This window comes from Pseudomonas sp. D8002, assembly GCF_013385695.1.
Taxonomy (GTDB): domain Bacteria; phylum Pseudomonadota; class Gammaproteobacteria; order Pseudomonadales; family Pseudomonadaceae; genus Aquipseudomonas.
Genome location: NZ_JACAPM010000069.1, coordinates 15,624 through 31,558, shown reverse-complemented (window position 1 = coordinate 31,558; position 15,935 = coordinate 15,624). Strand labels below are relative to the sequence as shown.

General features: G+C 59.5%; 13 protein-coding genes and 1 pseudogene. 9 read left to right on the top strand and 5 right to left on the bottom strand.

Annotated elements, in window-relative coordinates:
* The 3 genes from HX807_RS31020 to HX807_RS31010 all read left to right on the top strand — a co-directional run.
* A partial coding sequence (locus tag HX807_RS31020; protein ID WP_177052139.1) for an RHS repeat-associated core domain-containing protein occupies nucleotides 1-3,149 on the top strand: 3,149 nt, incomplete at its 5' end.
* The gene (locus HX807_RS31015) at nucleotides 3,146-3,526 is read left to right on the top strand and encodes a hypothetical protein (protein ID WP_102606198.1); all 381 of its coding nucleotides are present in this window, start codon (nucleotides 3,146-3,148) and stop codon (nucleotides 3,524-3,526) included. The genes HX807_RS31020 and HX807_RS31015, both read left to right, overlap by 4 nt.
* A gap of 133 nt (nucleotides 3,527-3,659) precedes the next feature.
* Nucleotides 3,660-4,073: a hypothetical protein gene (locus HX807_RS31010; RefSeq protein WP_177052137.1), complete on the top strand. Its 414-nt coding sequence runs from the start codon at nucleotides 3,660-3,662 to the stop codon at nucleotides 4,071-4,073.
* A gap of 164 nt (nucleotides 4,074-4,237) precedes the next feature.
* Here the strand turns inward: HX807_RS31010 and feaR are convergent, their stop codons facing one another.
* The 3 genes from feaR to HX807_RS30995 all read right to left on the bottom strand — a co-directional run bounded on the left by feaR (nucleotide 4,238) and on the right by HX807_RS30995 (nucleotide 7,373).
* Nucleotides 4,238-5,191 (bottom strand): transcriptional regulator FeaR, encoded by a 954-nt coding sequence (feaR, locus tag HX807_RS31005; RefSeq protein WP_003219901.1) that lies wholly within the window; start codon nucleotides 5,189-5,191, stop codon nucleotides 4,238-4,240.
* Nucleotides 5,192-5,308: 117 nt separating this feature from the next.
* Nucleotides 5,309-5,893 (bottom strand): DUF3156 family protein, encoded by a 585-nt coding sequence (locus HX807_RS31000; RefSeq protein WP_177052135.1) that lies wholly within the window; start codon nucleotides 5,891-5,893, stop codon nucleotides 5,309-5,311.
* Entirely contained in the window at nucleotides 5,874-7,373 is a 1,500-nt protein-coding gene (locus tag HX807_RS30995) for an APC family permease (RefSeq protein WP_177036827.1), read from the bottom strand. Before HX807_RS30995 ends, HX807_RS31000 begins: the two co-directional genes overlap by 20 nt.
* A 216-nt stretch (nucleotides 7,374-7,589) precedes the next feature.
* On the opposite strand from HX807_RS30995, the gene HX807_RS30990 reads away from it, so the two are divergent.
* On the top strand, nucleotides 7,590-8,918 hold the full coding sequence (locus HX807_RS30990; RefSeq protein ID WP_177052133.1) for a hypothetical protein: 1,329 nt from the start codon (nucleotides 7,590-7,592) through the stop codon (nucleotides 8,916-8,918).
* Between the two features lie 173 nt (nucleotides 8,919-9,091).
* Here the strand turns inward: HX807_RS30990 and HX807_RS30985 are convergent.
* Together HX807_RS30985 and HX807_RS30980 are read right to left on the bottom strand one after the other, a co-directional pair.
* Nucleotides 9,092-9,568, bottom strand: a pseudogene (locus HX807_RS30985) (flavin reductase family protein); the annotation flags it as partial.
* Nucleotides 9,569-9,627: 59 nt separating this feature from the next.
* Nucleotides 9,628-10,797, bottom strand: a complete 1,170-nt coding sequence (locus tag HX807_RS30980; RefSeq protein ID WP_087694959.1) for a p-hydroxyphenylacetate 3-hydroxylase oxygenase component — start codon at nucleotides 10,795-10,797, stop codon at nucleotides 9,628-9,630.
* A 228-nt stretch (nucleotides 10,798-11,025) separates the two neighbouring features.
* Between HX807_RS30980 and HX807_RS30975 the strand changes: the two genes are divergently transcribed.
* The 5 genes from HX807_RS30975 to HX807_RS30955 all read left to right on the top strand — a co-directional run bounded on the left by HX807_RS30975 (nucleotide 11,026) and on the right by HX807_RS30955 (nucleotide 15,801).
* Nucleotides 11,026-12,513: an aldehyde dehydrogenase family protein gene (locus tag HX807_RS30975; protein WP_102368608.1), complete on the top strand. Its 1,488-nt coding sequence runs from the start codon at nucleotides 11,026-11,028 to the stop codon at nucleotides 12,511-12,513.
* A 320-nt stretch (nucleotides 12,514-12,833) separates the two neighbouring features.
* A complete protein-coding gene (locus HX807_RS30970; protein ID WP_177009899.1) occupies nucleotides 12,834-13,370 on the top strand; it encodes a DUF3833 domain-containing protein in 537 nt (178 codons plus the stop codon).
* 17 nt (nucleotides 13,371-13,387) lie between these two features.
* A complete protein-coding gene (locus HX807_RS30965; RefSeq protein WP_102606191.1) occupies nucleotides 13,388-13,693 on the top strand; it encodes a DUF6482 family protein in 306 nt (101 codons plus the stop codon).
* Nucleotides 13,690-15,231: a cryptochrome/photolyase family protein gene (locus tag HX807_RS30960; protein WP_177052131.1), complete on the top strand. Its 1,542-nt coding sequence runs from the start codon at nucleotides 13,690-13,692 to the stop codon at nucleotides 15,229-15,231. The genes HX807_RS30965 and HX807_RS30960 overlap by 4 nt, the downstream gene beginning before the upstream one ends.
* Nucleotides 15,232-15,336: 105 nt before the next feature.
* On the top strand, nucleotides 15,337-15,801 hold the full coding sequence (locus tag HX807_RS30955; RefSeq protein ID WP_003219875.1) for a hypothetical protein: 465 nt from the start codon (nucleotides 15,337-15,339) through the stop codon (nucleotides 15,799-15,801).
* The last annotated feature ends 134 nt before the right edge of the window (nucleotides 15,802-15,935 follow it).

The window sequence follows — 15,935 nt, the reverse complement described above, 5'->3', positions numbered from 1 at the left end:
ACGGTGTGCTGACGGCGATCAGTGACGCTTACGACAACCGGCTGCGCATTTCCCGCGATTATTCAGGGCGGATTCAGCGGATCGATAACCATGTTGGCCAGGGATTACTGCTGCGGTATGAGCACGGCCATATCGTTGCCGTCGACTATCAGGTGCAGCGGGAACTCGGCTGGGTTACCGAGCAGAACGTTGTTTCCTACACGTACGACGATGCCTGGCGGTTGATCGAAGCGACCAACGCTGTAGGAGAAAGCGAGCGTTATCGGTACGACGATCAGCAGGTGATCCTGGAGCGGGAACTGGCCGGTGGGGCGAGTTTCTTTTGGGAGTGGGAACGGTCTGGCAAGGCGGCGCGATGTGTCCGGCACTGGGCCAGCTTTTCGCAGATGGACACGCGGTATGTGTGGGATGACAACGGCACGGTCACCGTACACAACGCCGATGGCAGCCAGGAAGTCTACGTACACGACCAGCGCGCACGGCTGGTGCAGCGGATCGATCCGGACGGCGCGCAGCACTTCAAATCCTACGATGAAAAAGGCCGGCTGACGGTCGAGCAGGATCCGCTGGGGGCGGTGACGGCCTATCAGTACGACGAAGCCGGTCGGTTGATTGCGCTGTTTCCCGGTGACGATGCACCCACCTCCTACGAGCATGACAACGGTTTCGTACGGGTTGTGCGCCGTGGTGACGCGGTGTGGAAATACCAGCGTAACGATCAAGGCGATATCACTCGCAAGACTGATCCGGATGGCAATTACACCGAATACACCTACACCCAACACGGAAAGCTCAGCGGTGCCTGGTATCCGGACAACAGCAGTCAGCGGCTGATCTGGAACGAACGCGGCCAGCTCATTGAGGAAAAACTGGCGAATGGCGGTGTGCGGCGTTATCGCTATGACGAGCTGGGGCGGCAGGTGGCTTGCGAGGATGAGCATGGTGCGCTGACCCAGTATCAGTGGGACGCCGTAGGTCGTTTGCTGAAAGTGATTCAGCCTGACGGGGCCACACGCGAATTCAGCTACAACCCGTACGGAAAAATCACTGCTGAGCGCGACGAACTGGGTCGGGTTACGCGCTATGAGTACGCCGACGGTCTGCACCTGATCAGCCGTCGGATTAATCCGGACGGCACGCAGCTTAAATACCGTTATGACAATGTTCGGCTGTTACTGACCGAGATTGAAAACGAGGTCGGCGAAACCTATCGACTCGACTATCACGCCAACGGCCTGATCCAGCAGGAAATCGGGTTTGATGGCCGGCGTACTGCCTATGCCTACGACCTCGCCGGGCATCTGCTGGAAAAGACCGAGTACGGCGATGACGGCAGTCAGTTGGTTACCGGTTATGCGCGCGATGCGGCCGGGCGCCTCGTAAGAAAAACCCTGCCTGACGGCAGCAGAGTCAATTACACCTACGACCGCCTCGGCAATCTCCTCAGCGTCGACGACGGTAATTGGCCGCTCCACTACGAATACGACCTGCAAAACCGCCTCACTGCCGAGCACCAGGGCTGGGGCACCTTGCGCTATGGCTACGACGAATGCGGCCAACTCAACTACCTGCGCCTGCCCGACAACAACCGCCTCGCCTTCCACTACGACAAAGGTGGCGACCTCGGCACCGTCGAACTCAACGGCAACCTGCTCACCTCGCACCTGTTCAAATCCGGCCGTGAACATCAGCGCCAGCAAGGCCAACTCCTCAGCCACTACCACTACGACGACCAGGGCCGCCTGCACGCCCACGCGATCACCCAACAGGAACAACGCTACCAGCGCCGCCAATACGACTACGACAAACGCGGCAACCTGACCCGCATCCTCGACACCCGCAAAGGCCAGCACGACTACCACTACGACCCACTCGACCGACTGACCCGCGCCAACCACTCGCACGACCTGCAGGAACGCTTCGTCCACGACCCGGCGGGCAACCTGCTGATGCAAGACCGCGTCGGGCCCAGCGTCGTCAAAGGCAACCGCTTGTTGATGCAAGGTGACCGCCATTACGACTACGACGCCTTCGGCAACCTTCTGCGCGAACGCCGGGGCCGGGCGCAGCAGTTGGTTACCGAATACCGCTACGACTGTCAGCATCGCCTGATCAGCGTCACCCAGCCGGACGGTACCGAAGCCACATATCGCTACGACCCGTTTGGACGGCGTATCGCCAAAACCCTCAACGGTCAGACCACCGAGTTCTTCTGGCAAGGCGAGACATTAATCGCCGAACACAGCACTGATAACCACCAAAGCTATATCTACGAACCCAACAGCTTCCGTCCGTTAGTTCTGCTGAAGGGCTACGGCCCGGAAGACGTAAAGCCCTTCCACTACCAACTCGACCACCTGGGCACGCCACAAGAACTCACCGCGCCCGATGGCGAAATCGTCTGGTCCGCGCACTACCGCACCTACGGCCAAATCGCGAAGCTGGACGTCAACACCGTTATCAACCCGCTGCGCTTCCAGGGCCAGTACTTCGACCCGGAAAGCGGGCTGCACTACAACCGACATCGCTACTACAATCCGGATATTGGCCGCTACCTGACGCCCGATCCCGTGAAGCTGGCGGGCGGGCTGAACGGATACCAGTACGTGCCCAACCCGACCGGATGGGTGGATCCGTTGGGGTTGAATACCTGTCCGGGTGGGGATGGATGCAAGCCTGAAACCAAAGCTGAAGATCCATCAGGAATATCTAAGGTTGATGAGGGTACGCCCTCAACTCCCGCGCCAGAAAAAAAGCAGGAATATCTGTATCGAGGTGATTTGAGACATCCAGATGAAATTTTCAGAGACGGGTTTGAAAGTAGAGGAGAGAGCACAAATCTCTATTTACACTCTTTGAATAACGCCAGCCCTCCTAGCAATTTCGTGCCTACTTCCACATCAAGGAAAAGAGCACTGGTCTTTGCCTCGGGACATGGATTTGATGAGGGATTCCTTTATACCCTCAAAAAGATCCCTGGGAGGGATGTAAATAAGGAACTAGGCGACCGCTCCAAATACAAATATGAATTAGAAATCGCCATTCCCAAACGTATCGACACTAAAGATATTTTAGGTGCTTCACCGGTAAACGATGACGGCACTTACAAAGGATACACACTACTAAATCCGAACAGAGGTTACCCATGAAATCACGTGAAATCACCATAATCAGAGATAACGTTCGTGAAAGTGCAACAGTTGAATACGACGGGGGGAAGCCGACCCTTACTCTATCATTAAACAACGGGGTCAGAAAATCCTACAGCGCCATAGATCTATACGAAAGCTTCGGTCTGGCAAGAATGGACTTCAAGGATATAAAGTTCTTGTGTAAGGGCGCAAAAATTAACGTACACACATCTGGAATGTCATCACACATGTCAAATGGATTGGTAGCTTACGAACTCACCATGGGCAAACCTGAAGGCGAGCTAGTTCACATTTTTTCTCCCGAAGAAAACGACTTAACCAATGACATACAAGAACAGCATGATTTTTGCGAGCGCTGGGCAACTTCATGTTAGTCGCAAAATAAAGCGGCGCTGGTCAAGGTTGCGGGGAGTTCACACGCAGATTCGGTCTGATCAAACTCTGAAAGCTCAGGACCGGTCTATTTTTTCAATACGACATCATGGATCCCAATTAGAAATCGTCATAATGAAAACCCAAAAAATCTGCGCACTAATAGAAAATAAAAAAGTCGAAATCACCGTAAGATATGATGCAGCCAAATGCCTGATGAAACTCTCAGAATCTGAAACCCCACAGAGAATCTATGGTGGAAGAGATCTCTATGTCTGCCTTGCAAAAATCAGAGCCGATCACCCCCGCATCGCATTTCTTTGCAAGGGCGCGAGATTAAACGTGATGCCTTCAAGGATGGCATCCCAAATGAGTGCAGGGCTTGTCGCTTATCAAATGACGATGGGCAAACCCGCCCTCCCAGAGGATATAGTTCACATTTTTGATTACGAAGACGAAAACCTGACAAATGACCCACAAGAGCAAATTACTTTTTTTAAAACCTGGCTTGCATCGTTAAACGCCGAAAGATACGAAGACTTCAACTAAGCGGATAGTACAGTCCCATCTTTCAAATAACGGAAGAACAGCCAGTTGGAAGGTTCAGCCTATTCGGTAAACCCCAGCATGCTTAGCGCCTACCAAATCGCCATCGCAGGCAAGCCAGCTCCCACAGTTGAGCTGTGTACGTCAATGAAATGCCTGCCAACCCCCTATCCCACCTGCTGCAACCGCCCCGCCCGAAAATCCTTCGGCGACACTTCAAACTGCTTCTTGAACGAGCGACTAAAGTGCGCCGAATCCGTAAACCCCCACTTATACGCAATCGACGTAATCGACTCACTGCGCAAAAACGGGTTGGTCAGATCATCCGCACTGCGCTTCAACCGCGCCCGCTGGATATACCGGCACACGCTGTCATCCTGTTCCTCAAACAACCGGTACAAATGCCGCACCGAGATATTCAACCGACTCGCCAACCCCACCGGGCTAAGCCCTGGCTGGGTCAATGACTCATCAATCACCTTCTGCACATAGCTGCGCAGATTGCTGCCCTGCAACCCGCCACAATCATCGCGCTCATCGTCTTCCTGCTCAAACGCCGACCCCAGCAGCGAGACAAACGCCGACTGCAACGCCTGCCCCTCCCCGACCGCGCCTTCGCCGTTCAGTGCGTCTTTGCACAGTTGATCCATCAACACATGCAACATGCGCCCGCAGGCTTTGCTCGAGGAGATTTTGCCGAAGGTCTTGGGCTGGTTGCCGAACTGTTTGCACACCTCTGCGCGGGACAAGGACAGGGACGCGTGTTCGATGAGCCCGAACGGGGTGATGTCGATGGAGCCCACCGAGTCCATCAATAACAGTTCGCCGGGGGCAAGCTGGAAGCTCTGGCCGTTTTGGGTGATCTGGCAGTAGCCGCTGCGCTGGCTGACAAGGAAGCAGTGTTGGTCGTCATCGTGGTCGGCGCGGGCCTTGGGGCGCTTGATCAGGCCGGCGTTGGTGCGCAGGCTGGCCAGGGGCAAACCGCCGCGGGAAAAGGTGCTGATGCTGCCGATGAACAGCGAGCGGTTGAAGGCCAGTTCTGTGTCGAAGTGACCGCAAACCGCGCGCAGATCCCGGGTCCAGAGGTCCAGCCCGTCTTGCCCAATCTGTTGCATGCTCATGGTTGTTTCCACCTTGGCTTTTTGTTTTTGTCGGGCAATAGTTAACATGTTATCTATATGCGCGCAACAAGTACGTGTCTGCCAAGGTGGTTGCACTATTGATGCCAAATACTGCGGTCAGTGGGCCTGCAAGGCGCGCTGGAAACCGTTCAAGGCGTCCAGCAGCCAGGCGCGTTGCACACTGCTCAAGGCGATGTAGCGACGGAACGCCGGCATGCGGTTGACCACCTCGCTGCCGCCCATATGCTCAAGCCGCACACACCACTGGTGATCCACCAGGTCGATGCGCAGGCGCTTGAAGTCCAGCGGCATCAAGGCGCGATGCAAGGCGCCGCCCTCCTGCAATTGCGTGCGCAAAATGCCTGAAACCTCCTTGTCGCCCGACCGCTGTCGACAGCGGATTCCGGTGCGTCGAACGGCCCCGGTGTGGTGCAGTTCGAAGCTCGCCGTGCCCTGCTGCGAGGCAGGGATGCGCAGTACGAATTCGGTCATCACCAGGTGCATCAACAGCTGCGACTCGGTGCGTTCGACGATCTCCAGTTGCAGCCCGAGATTGTCCAGGGAAACCCGGGCCGTCGTCGGTCCACACACCTCATAACCGGCCAGGCCGAGGTTACGCCTCAGGTGTTCCAGCGTAACGCCGGGTCGATACCCGGCAGGCGCGCGCCGGGCGCTGAACAGCTCAGACAGTTTTTGCAGCATGGCTGATATACCCGTTGTGCGGCTGATCCGGCTCATGGGCGAACTCCTTGGCCAACACCTCTTCCACCGAGGCGGGCCTGAATGGATTGACCTTCTGCACAACCAGCGTCCAGAACAGCGCGTACGCCGCCGTGCACCCGAGCATTACGCCAAAGGGAATGTAGATGTCGGCGGGGTTCATGCCCGGCGGGGTGATAAACCACATGCCCAGCAGGATGCCGATGCTCGACAGAATCTGCGGCAGCGGAAAGAACGGCGAACGGTAGGCGCGAGGCAGATCCGGACGGCGAATCCGCAGGATCACCACCGACAGCGTCACCAGCAGATAAGCAAAGCTCCAGGCACACACGGCCGCCAGCACCAGGTGCATGATGTTGTCGGTGTTGCCGCCCAGGTACAGCGCGTGCAGGCACGGAATCAGCATCGCCACCAGAATGCACAGCAACGGTGTCTTGAAGCGCGGGTGCAGGTAGGTGAAGACCTTGGGCAACGCGCCGTCGACGGCCATGCCGTACAGGATCCGTGGCACACCGGCCATCAAGGTGTTGATGGTTGCAGCACCGGCAAACAGGAAGCCGATGCCCAGCCACATCGGGCCGATGCTGCCCATCACCTGCTCGGCGAATTTCGGGATGGCCATCGGCGTATCCAGCAGGTGCACGCCGCCCGCCGCGTCGATCAATACGTTCTCCACCTGGCGCTTCATGGCGGCGCCGTAGATGAACATGCAGGTGGCCACCCCCAGCAACCCCAGCACCATCGCCTTGGGCATCACCTTGGCCGAGTTGCGCAGGTCCGGCGCCAGCGGCGTGACGAATTCGCAGCCGACGAACATGAACATCGCCATGCCCACCAGCGACAGGATGGTAATCAGGTCGGTACCGACCAGGGATTCACCGAACCAGCCGTCCAGCTGCACCGCCGGGGCTGCGATCAGGCCCAGCACGCCAAACACCATCAAGGTGGTCCACATGCCGAAAGTGAGGATGATCTCGGCCCGACCAAACGCGCTGACGCCAAACGCATTGAGCACCCCGAACACAATCACGAAGCCCACTCCCAGCAACCACGAACCGCCGGCGGATTCCGCCAGGGTGTTGAGGTGCTCGAAATTCACCAGCGCCATCACGCCGGAGAGGATGGTTTCGGCGGTGCCGGCAAACACATGCACGATCAGGTACGCCGACAAGGTGCCGGTGATCGCAAAGAACCGGCCCATGCCGCAATTGATGTAGTCGTAGACCGAGCCGGTGGTGGGCAGGATCGAGGCGGCTTCGGCGAAGGTGGTCGCCTGGGCCAGCATCATCACCACCGCGATCAACATCGCCACCGCAAAGGCGCTGCCGCCGATGCCAAACCCCATGGTCGCGGTGAGGATCACCGGGCTGGCCATGATCAAGCCAATGGTGCTCGCCAGCGCGGTTGGAAAGCCCACCGTGCCGCGTTTCAAATGTTCGGTGAGCCGGTCGTTGATCGACATGGTGCAGATCCTCAAGAAGCGGATTTTTAGAAGTATTGGCACTCTGCGCCCGCCCTGGCTGATCGTCTTGCTCCTGGCTGCCGCCGGTTTTGTTGCTGCCTGCCACTGCTGCGCCACTGGCGGCCTGGGACAATTTCCTGGCACGCAGGGGAAAGACTTGGCCCGGTGGCGCTCGCCCTAATGCTCCCTCAATTCACCTTGTTGGGGACTATAACAATGCAGCACACACAACAAACCCGTCACCTGTACAGGGCCATCAGCCTGGGCATCGCGCTGATGATCATCGACTCATCGGCCCAGGCGTTCGAGCTGTATGCCGATGACGACACTCAGGTCACCGGCAACTTCCTGGCGGTGTACGGGATGTTCAACAGCCGCAAGAACTACGACGGCACCACCGGCGGTTCCACCTGGCGTGAAGGTTTTATCAAGTATGGCTTGAGCGTCGACCAGCGCTTCGGCGCCCTGGGCAGCGTGTATGGCACGGCCAACCTGGTCAGCTCGGGCACCTGGGGTGATGGCGATGCGTCGGGCGTGACCACCGGCAGCGAGCGCACCACCAAGTTCGACGAAGCCTTCGCCGGCTGGCGCTCGGGGGAACTGTTTCCGGCACTGGGCAAGGATGGTGTGGACCTGTCGTTCGGCCGCCAGGTCATCATGCTCGGCGACGGTTTCATCATCAACGATGACGGCCCGAACTTCGGCAAGGGCGTGGATGACGGCAAGTTCAACCGGGGCGGCGCCTACTACATCGCCGCTCGGCATGCCTTCGATCAAACCGCAGTGCTACGCCTGGGTGGCAAGGACGGCGTGCATGGCAGCGTAATGTGGATCAAGTCCGACAACCGCGCCCAGGCCAACACTGAAATGGCTGCCGGCACCCTGGACTACACCGCCGCGCCCGGCACCCTGGGGTTGACCTATATCCACGGCATCAGCGTCGACGACCGTTATGCCAATGACCTGCAAAAACAGCGCGCTGGGATGAACATCTACAGCCTGCGGGGCGCCGGTAATGCCGGGATCGAGAACGCGCACTTTTCCTTTGAATACGCCTGGCAGGACAAGGACGCCGGCCCGGAAAAGGCCTGGTACACCGAAGGCGGTTATACCTTCGCCGCGCTGCCGTGGTCGCCGGACCTGACCTACCGCTACAGCCGCTATTCGAAAAACTGGGATGCGATGTTTTCGGGCTTCAACCGTGGCTACGGCACCTGGGTGCAGGGCGAGGTGGCCGGCAATTATTCGGGGCCGTTCAATACCAATACTGAGGTGCAGCATGTGGCGTTGAAGGTCAAGCCGCTGGACAGCGTCACCCTGGGCGCGCTGTTCTTCGACTACAAGACGTTGAGCAAGGGCGGCATGCTCAACCTCGATGGGCGCGAACTGGACCTGTACGCGGAGTGGGCGGTGAACGAACACCTGATCGTCACGCCGCTGCTGGGTTTGTACAAGCCCAACAAGGATGAGAGCAACGGCGGCAACCAGGTGGGTGGCAATGGCACCAATCTCTATAGCCAAGTCACCGTGGCCGTGCTGTTCTAACACAGATGCAATGAGCTACCGAGATCACATGTGGGAGCGGGCTTGCTCGCGAAAGCGGTGTGTCAGTCGCCAGATGTATTGGCTGACACTCCGCATTCGCGAGCAAGCCCGCTCCCACATTGAACCTGCTTCAGCCTTCGATAGAGGTGTTCGCCCTACGGTTGCCGCTCCTCGATCCGCGCATACGCCCCCTGGTGATAGAGCAACGGCGCACGACCAAAATCATCGAAAGCCACCACCTTGCCAATCATGATCCAGTGATCGCCACCATCCACCTGCTGGTACTTCTCGCAGTGAAACCGCGCCGAGCAATCAGCGAAGACCGGCGAACCGCCCTCCCCGGGCTCGAATTCGATTTCGGCAAAGCGATCGTCCCTGGGCCGGGCGAAGTTGTTCGACAGGTGGATCTGGTCGGCCGCCAGCACGTTGACCGCAAAATGGCTGGCCTGCTCGAACACCTCGTGGCTGTTGGAGCGTTTGTCGATGCTCCACAGCACCAGCGGCGGGTCCAGGGACACCGAGTTGAAGCTGTTGGCGGTGACACCCACTTTGCGCCCGCTGGCATCAGCGGCAGTGACCACCGTGACACCGGTGGCAAAGTTGCCCAGGGCCCGGCGAAAGGCCCGTGGGTCGAAACTGTTATCAGACATGCAAGACTCCCGGACTGCATCAACGCGCAGTCCTGATGGTTGTGATGGCCGGGTCGGCGTCAAATCATGCTCGGATCAGGCTCGAGCCCCATCAGCTCACGCCCCAGGATCTGCGCGCACACGTCGTAATCGGTGTACGCATGGGCGCCGGTCATATGGGAATCGCGGAACAGACGCTGCATCTCGTTGTGCTCGAACCACGCATTGCCACCGGCGGCCTCGAACAAACGGTCCACCGCCTGGATGCACATCTTGGTGGCGTACGCCTGGTTGGTACGCCAGAACGCCAGGGTCTCGCGGCTCGGGTAACGGTGCTGTTCGCTGTGTTCGGCGTGTTCCTGCCAGGTCTTTTCCAGGAACGCCCGGGCGGCGGCCACCTGGTGTGTCGACTCGGCCAGGCGCATCAACGCCGGAGTCGCCGCCCCCACTGCCGCGCCGGTGTAGGCACGTACGCGGGTCCTGGTTTTTTCGCGGAATACTTCGAGCATGCGCTCGGCCACACCCAGGCTCACGGTGGAGAAGCCGCTGGCGAAATACGGGCGATACGGCGAGTAGAAAATCTTGCTGTCGGGGTACAGACCGAAGCCGGCGGACTTGCCTTCCATCATGTCCTTGGCTTTCTGGATGCGGTGTTCTGGCACCCGCACGTTGTCGATGATCAGGGTCTTGGTGCCGCTGCCTTTCATGCCGGCGGCGAACCAGTCATCGCGAATCTGATAGTCGCTGCGCGGCAGTACCGCGAAGCAATAGTCCTGGGTGCCCTCGGCGTTTTTACGGCGGAAACCGACAATCGCCCACTCGGCATGATCGCAACCGCTGCTCCAGCCCATTTCACCGCTGAACAGCACACCGCCCTCAACTTCTTCAGTGCGGCCAAACGGCGCGATGCTGCTGCTGGCGGTGGCATTCGGGTTATCGCCCCAGACTTCCTGCTGCAACTTGGCGGGAAACAACGCCAGTTGATGGCTGTGAGTGCACAACAGGCTCATGGCCCAGGCGGTGCTGGCACAGGCGCCGGCCAGCAAGGCGATGCAGTCGGCAAACTGCGGCAGGGAGATTTCCATGCCGCCGAAGGGTTTGGGTTGAAAGGCACGGTGCATGCCGATGCTCTTGAGCAGCGCAATGTTCTCGTCGGGAACCTTGCGGTCCTGCTCGGCCTGGAAGGCGTTGGCAGCGATGGTCGGCAGAATCGCCTTGAGATCTTCGAGGAGCGGGTTTGGCTTTTTCATGGACGGCCCTGCTTATTATTGGATGTCCGGCTGGCGTTCAAACTCAACGAACGGCGCTGGATGTGGGGCCAGTATGGGGCGGGCGACACCCCCGGAAAATGCACCTTCCACAGCCAAGATTGCACTTTCCACAGGCCTGGCAGCCACAGACATATCGCCCGGCAGGCACAGACAAGCCTGGCCCGGCGGCGCTGGTTACCCTCGGGCTTTTGCGAGCAGGAAAATCCCATGAGCGATATTGCGCTGCTGCCTGAAGTCCAGGCCTTCCTCCGTCGAAGCCATGCCTTGTTTATCGACGGCGGGTACGTCCAAAGCCATTCCGGCCAGGCTCTGGAAGTGATCAACCCGGCCACCGGCGAGGTGATCGCCCAGGTTGCCGATGCTGACCTGGCCGATATCGACACAGCGGTGGAATCGTCCCGGCGTGGCTTCCGGCAATGGGCCCAGGTCGCCCCTGCCATTCGTGGCAATGTGCTGCTGAAACTCGCCGACCTGCTGGAGCAACATCGCGAAGCACTGGCGCAGATCGAAACCTGCCAGTCGGGCAAGATCATCCAGATTTCCCGGGCCTTCGAGGTCGATCAGGCGGCGCACTTCCTGCGTTACTACGCCGGCTGGGCCACCAAGATCAGCGGCCAGACCCTTACCCCGTCACTGCCCTCCTTCGCCGGCGAACGCTACACCGCGTTCACCCTGCGCGAACCGGTGGGCGTGGTGGTGGGCATCGTGCCGTGGAATTTCTCGACCATGATCGCCATCTGGAAACTCGCCTCGGCGCTGGTGACCGGCTGCAGCATCATCATCAAGCCCAGCGAGTTCACCCCGCTGACCATCCTGCGCATCGCCGAACTGGCCATCGACGCCGGCCTGCCGGCGGGCGTGCTGAACGTGTTGACCGGTGGCGGCCATGTGGGCAAAGGCCTGGTGGAGCACCCGGGCACCGACAAGGTCTCGTTTACCGGCTCTGTGCCCACCGGCATCGCCGTGGGCCGCAGTGCCATGGGCGCCGGGTTGACCCGGGCGACCCTGGAACTGGGCGGCAAAAACTCCGCCGGATTCCTGCGGGATGTGGACCTCGACAAAGCGGTCAACGGCATCATCGAAGCCGGCTTCCTGCACTCCGGGCAAATCTGCGCGGCCGCCGAACGCTTCTTCGCCCACCGCTCGCAGATCGAGCCGATCATGGACAAACTGGCGCAACGCCTGGGCCGGTTGAACATCGGCTCGCCGCTGGACGAGCGCACCGAATTCGGCCCGGTGACCAACCGCCAGCACCAACAGAAACTCGAATGGTTTTTCGCCAAGGCCCGGGCCGAGAACAATACGATTGTCCACGGCGGCAAGCTGATCGACGGACCGGGGTGCTATGTGGAGCCCACCGTGATTCTCGCCAACACGATCCACGACACCCTGCTCAACGAAGAGACCTTCGGCCCGATCGCCACGTTTTTCCCCTACGACACCGAGGATGAGCTGCTGGAACTGATGAACAACACGCCTTACGGCCTGAGCGCCAGTCTCTGGACCAATGATCTGAGCAAGGCCCTGCGCATGGTGCCGGCGATCAACGCGGGGACGGTGTGGGTGAACATGCACACGATGCTCGACCCGGCGGTGCCGTTTGGCGGCAACAAGTCTTCGGGGGTGGGACGGGAGTTTGGCGGGGCGTTCATCGAGGATTACACCGAGCTCAAGTCGGTGATGATTCGCTACTGACCGGCATGCGGAGCGCCGGCCGGCTTGAGTGTGTTGATCGTTCCCACGCTCTGCGTGGGAATGCATACCGTGACGCTCCGCGTCACCATTACGCGAGGCGTCAATGCGGCGGTGCCAGCGGGACGCGGAACGTCCGAGGCGGCATTCCCACGCAGAGCGTGGGAACGATCATCTGCACCTGGTCCCCTGAGGCTGCAAATACCCGTCATAAATGGGCAGGCCGGTAGCCGGTAACATCCTGGTGATGCGCTAAATACCTGTACAAATTTATTATTTTGTACAAGTATCAGCAGTATCAAGCCCTCTCGGGGAGAACCGCAATGACCCGTCTATTGGTTTCGCTGGCCCTGGTGTTGGGCCTGAGCAGTTGTGGCAGCGTGGATGTAAAACACTATGCCGACCAGCAACCGCAACTGGACCTGGTGAGCTTCTTCAGCAAGCCCGTCAAGGCCTGGGGCATCTTCGAGAAACGCTCGGGTGAAGTGGCCAAGCGTTTCGAGGTGAATATCGCCAGCCGCCGCGAGGGTGAAAACCTGATTCTCGATGAGCGCTTTCTATACAGCGATGGTACTCGCCAGCAACGTGTCTGGACCCTCACCCCGGACGGCCCCACCCACTGGCGCGGACGGGCCGGTGATGTGGTGGGCGAGGCCAGGGGCGAAGTGGCGGGCAACGCACTGCGCTGGCGCTACGTCCTGAACCTGCCGGTTGATGGATCCGTCTACGAAGTGAGCCTCGACGATTGGATGTACCTGATGGACGAAGACACGTTGATCAACCGCTCCAGCATGTCCAAGTTGGGTGTGGAAGTCGGCCAGGTGACGTTGTTCTTCCGTCGCCAGTCTTCACAACCCTGACCGGTAAGGAGTGAACCATGAACCTGCAAGCCCTGACCAAACTGGCCACCCAAGGCGCTGTACGCGAAATGGAACTGCTGTCGCTGGAAGGTGGTTTCTATCTGGCGCGCGTAACGCTGGACCACGGCCAGTTCACGCTGCTGGACGAGTCGGCGAAGCCCCTGCACTTTCGCTCCGTCAATCACTTGCGTGACGTGTTGCAGGCAGTCCCTGCGTTTCCCTGCACCCTCGTGCATCAGTGCGTGCATGACGAAATGTGCGGCCGGCGAGAAGGCGCTATCGAGCCACTGCGAACGCCATTTTCCCTGGAAGCGCCGTGGTGACCAAGGCAGTTCGAAACCTGTGCCTGGTGCTGGGCGACCAGTTGTCGTTTGACCTGGCCTCATTGGATGGGCTGGACAGCCAGCGCGATGCGGTCTTGATGGTCGAGGTCATGGAGGAAGCCAGCCATGTGCCCCACCATCCGCAAAAAATCGTCCTGGTCTTCAGCGCCATGCGCCATTTTGCCCAGGCGTTGCAGCAGCGTGGCTTGCGGGTGCAGTACGTGCCCCTGGACGATCCGCAAAACACCGGCTCGGTGCCCGGCGAGTTAAGGCGCTGGCAATCGCTGATGCAACCCCGGGAAATACACCTGACCGAATGCGGTGACTGGCGCCTGGAGCAATCCCTGAAGGACTGCGGTTTGCCGGTCCAGTGGCATGCCGACCACCGATTCCTGTGCAGCCGTGACGAGTTCGCCGCTTGGGCCAGCGGTAAAAAACAACTGCGCATGGAGTACTTCTACCGGGAGATGCGCCGCAAGAGCGGGCTCTTGCTCAACGGTGACGGTACGCCGGTGGGCGGCGCCTGGAACTTTGATGCCGACAACCGCAAGGCATTGCCCAAGGGCACCAAGGCGCCCTACCCGGCGCGCTTCAGCTCGGACTCGATCACCCAGGACGTGCTGGCGCTGGTAGGTAAACACTTCAGCAGCCACTACGGTTCCCTCGACACCTTCGATTACCCCGTGACCCACGCCGACGCGCAGGCCCTCTGGAACTACTTTCTGGACTATGGCCTGGCGGGGTTCGGCGACTACCAGGACGCCATGGCCAGCGACGAGCCGTTCCTGTTTCACGCCCGTATCAGCGCAGCACTGAACATCGGCCTGCTGGACCTGCGCCAGCTGTGCAGCGATGTGGAGGCGGCCTATTGGTCGGGCTGCATCGGGCTGAACGCTGGCGAAGGGTTTATCCGCCAACTGATTGGCTGGCGGGAGTACGTACGCGGCGTGTACTGGCTGAAGATGCCCGACTATGCCGCTGGCAATGCATTCGGCAACAGCCGCCCGCTGCCGGAGTTCTACTGGACGGGCGAGACGCAAATGAACTGCATGCGCCAGGCGATCGGCCAAAGCCTGAAACATGCCTATGCCCATCACATCCAGCGGCTGATGGTCACCGGCAATTTCGCCCTGCTGGCCGGCATCGTGCCCAGCCAGATATGCGAGTGGTACCTGGCGATCTACATGGACGCGTTCGACTGGGTCGAGCTGCCCAACACCCTGGGCATGGTGATGCATGCCGATGGCGGTTACCTGGGTTCCAAGCCTTATTGCGCGAGCGGCCAATATATAAAGCGCATGTCGGACTACTGCCGAGGCTGTGCCTACAAAGTCACGGAAAGTACCGCTGACAATGCCTGCCCGTTCAATGCGCTTTATTGGCACTTCCTGATGCGCCACGGCGACCTGCTGCGGGGCAATCAGCGCATGGCCATGCTCTATAAAAATCTCGACCGGATGCCTGAATCCAAGCAGGACGCGCTGTGGCAACGGGGCCAGAGGCTGCTGGCCAAGTTGGATGCGGGTGAAACGCTGTGAAATTTTCCGGCCGCTGCGAATTGTTGTGAAGCCGACGATAAATGGCCAATTGCCCATGCTAACGTCGGCTTCGATGTCATCCAATTCATTGAGGGAGCAGCGCCGATGTCTACTACCGTAACACCCGCCGGTGGCGGACCGACCACTCAAAAAGCCTCGACGTCGGTATTCGACGACAAGTTGAATATTTCCAAGTCGAGCAAGGTCATCGCCGATTACATGCGCCAAACGGGCAAGTCGGCCATCACCAAGCAAGAGCTTTCGCAACTGGCCAGCAATGCCTCGGGCAAGGTGCCGGCCGATGTGAGCGCTGCGGCCCAGTACATGGAGCGCCATCCCGACGTGTTCACCGCGATCGAAACCCATGATGTGGCCGGTGCCGATAACTTTTCCGGGGTGTGGAACTTCGACTGGGCAGCCAACGGTGGGCTCAACGGCACGGCGACCGATGCCATCGCCAAGATGCAGGACACCTTTGATTTCGCGATCGCCAAGTCGGCGCAGATCACCGAGATCAGCACCGGCAAAAAGGCCGAGCTGGACTCGACCAAACAGCGGCCGCAGAACTAGGTTCCTCGAAATGATCGTTCCCACGCTCCGCGTGGGAATGCATACCGTGACGCTCTGCGTCACCATCACCTCTCGCATCGACGGCCGGACGCAGAGCGTCCAAGGCGGCATTCCCACGCGGAGCGTGGGAACGA

Bases quoted from the DNA above. Each gene is read 5' to 3' on its own strand.
- HX807_RS31015 (WP_102606198.1), top strand. From the start codon at position 3,146: ATGAAATCACGTGAAATCACCATAATCAGAGATAACGTTCGTGAAAGT.
- HX807_RS31010 (WP_177052137.1), top strand. From the start codon at position 3,660: ATGAAAACCCAAAAAATCTGCGCACTAATAGAAAATAAAAAAGTCGAA.
- feaR (WP_003219901.1), bottom strand. From the start codon at position 5,191: ATGAGCATGCAACAGATTGGGCAAGACGGGCTGGACCTCTGGACCCGG.
- HX807_RS31000 (WP_177052135.1), bottom strand. From the start codon at position 5,893: ATGCTGCAAAAACTGTCTGAGCTGTTCAGCGCCCGGCGCGCGCCTGCC.
- HX807_RS30995 (WP_177036827.1), bottom strand. From the start codon at position 7,373: ATGTCGATCAACGACCGGCTCACCGAACATTTGAAACGCGGCACGGTG.
- HX807_RS30990 (WP_177052133.1), top strand. From the start codon at position 7,590: ATGCAGCACACACAACAAACCCGTCACCTGTACAGGGCCATCAGCCTG.
- HX807_RS30980 (WP_087694959.1), bottom strand. From the start codon at position 10,797: ATGAAAAAGCCAAACCCGCTCCTCGAAGATCTCAAGGCGATTCTGCCG.
- HX807_RS30975 (WP_102368608.1), top strand. From the start codon at position 11,026: ATGAGCGATATTGCGCTGCTGCCTGAAGTCCAGGCCTTCCTCCGTCGA.
- HX807_RS30970 (WP_177009899.1), top strand. From the start codon at position 12,834: ATGACCCGTCTATTGGTTTCGCTGGCCCTGGTGTTGGGCCTGAGCAGT.
- HX807_RS30965 (WP_102606191.1), top strand. From the start codon at position 13,388: ATGAACCTGCAAGCCCTGACCAAACTGGCCACCCAAGGCGCTGTACGC.
- HX807_RS30955 (WP_003219875.1), top strand. From the start codon at position 15,337: ATGTCTACTACCGTAACACCCGCCGGTGGCGGACCGACCACTCAAAAA.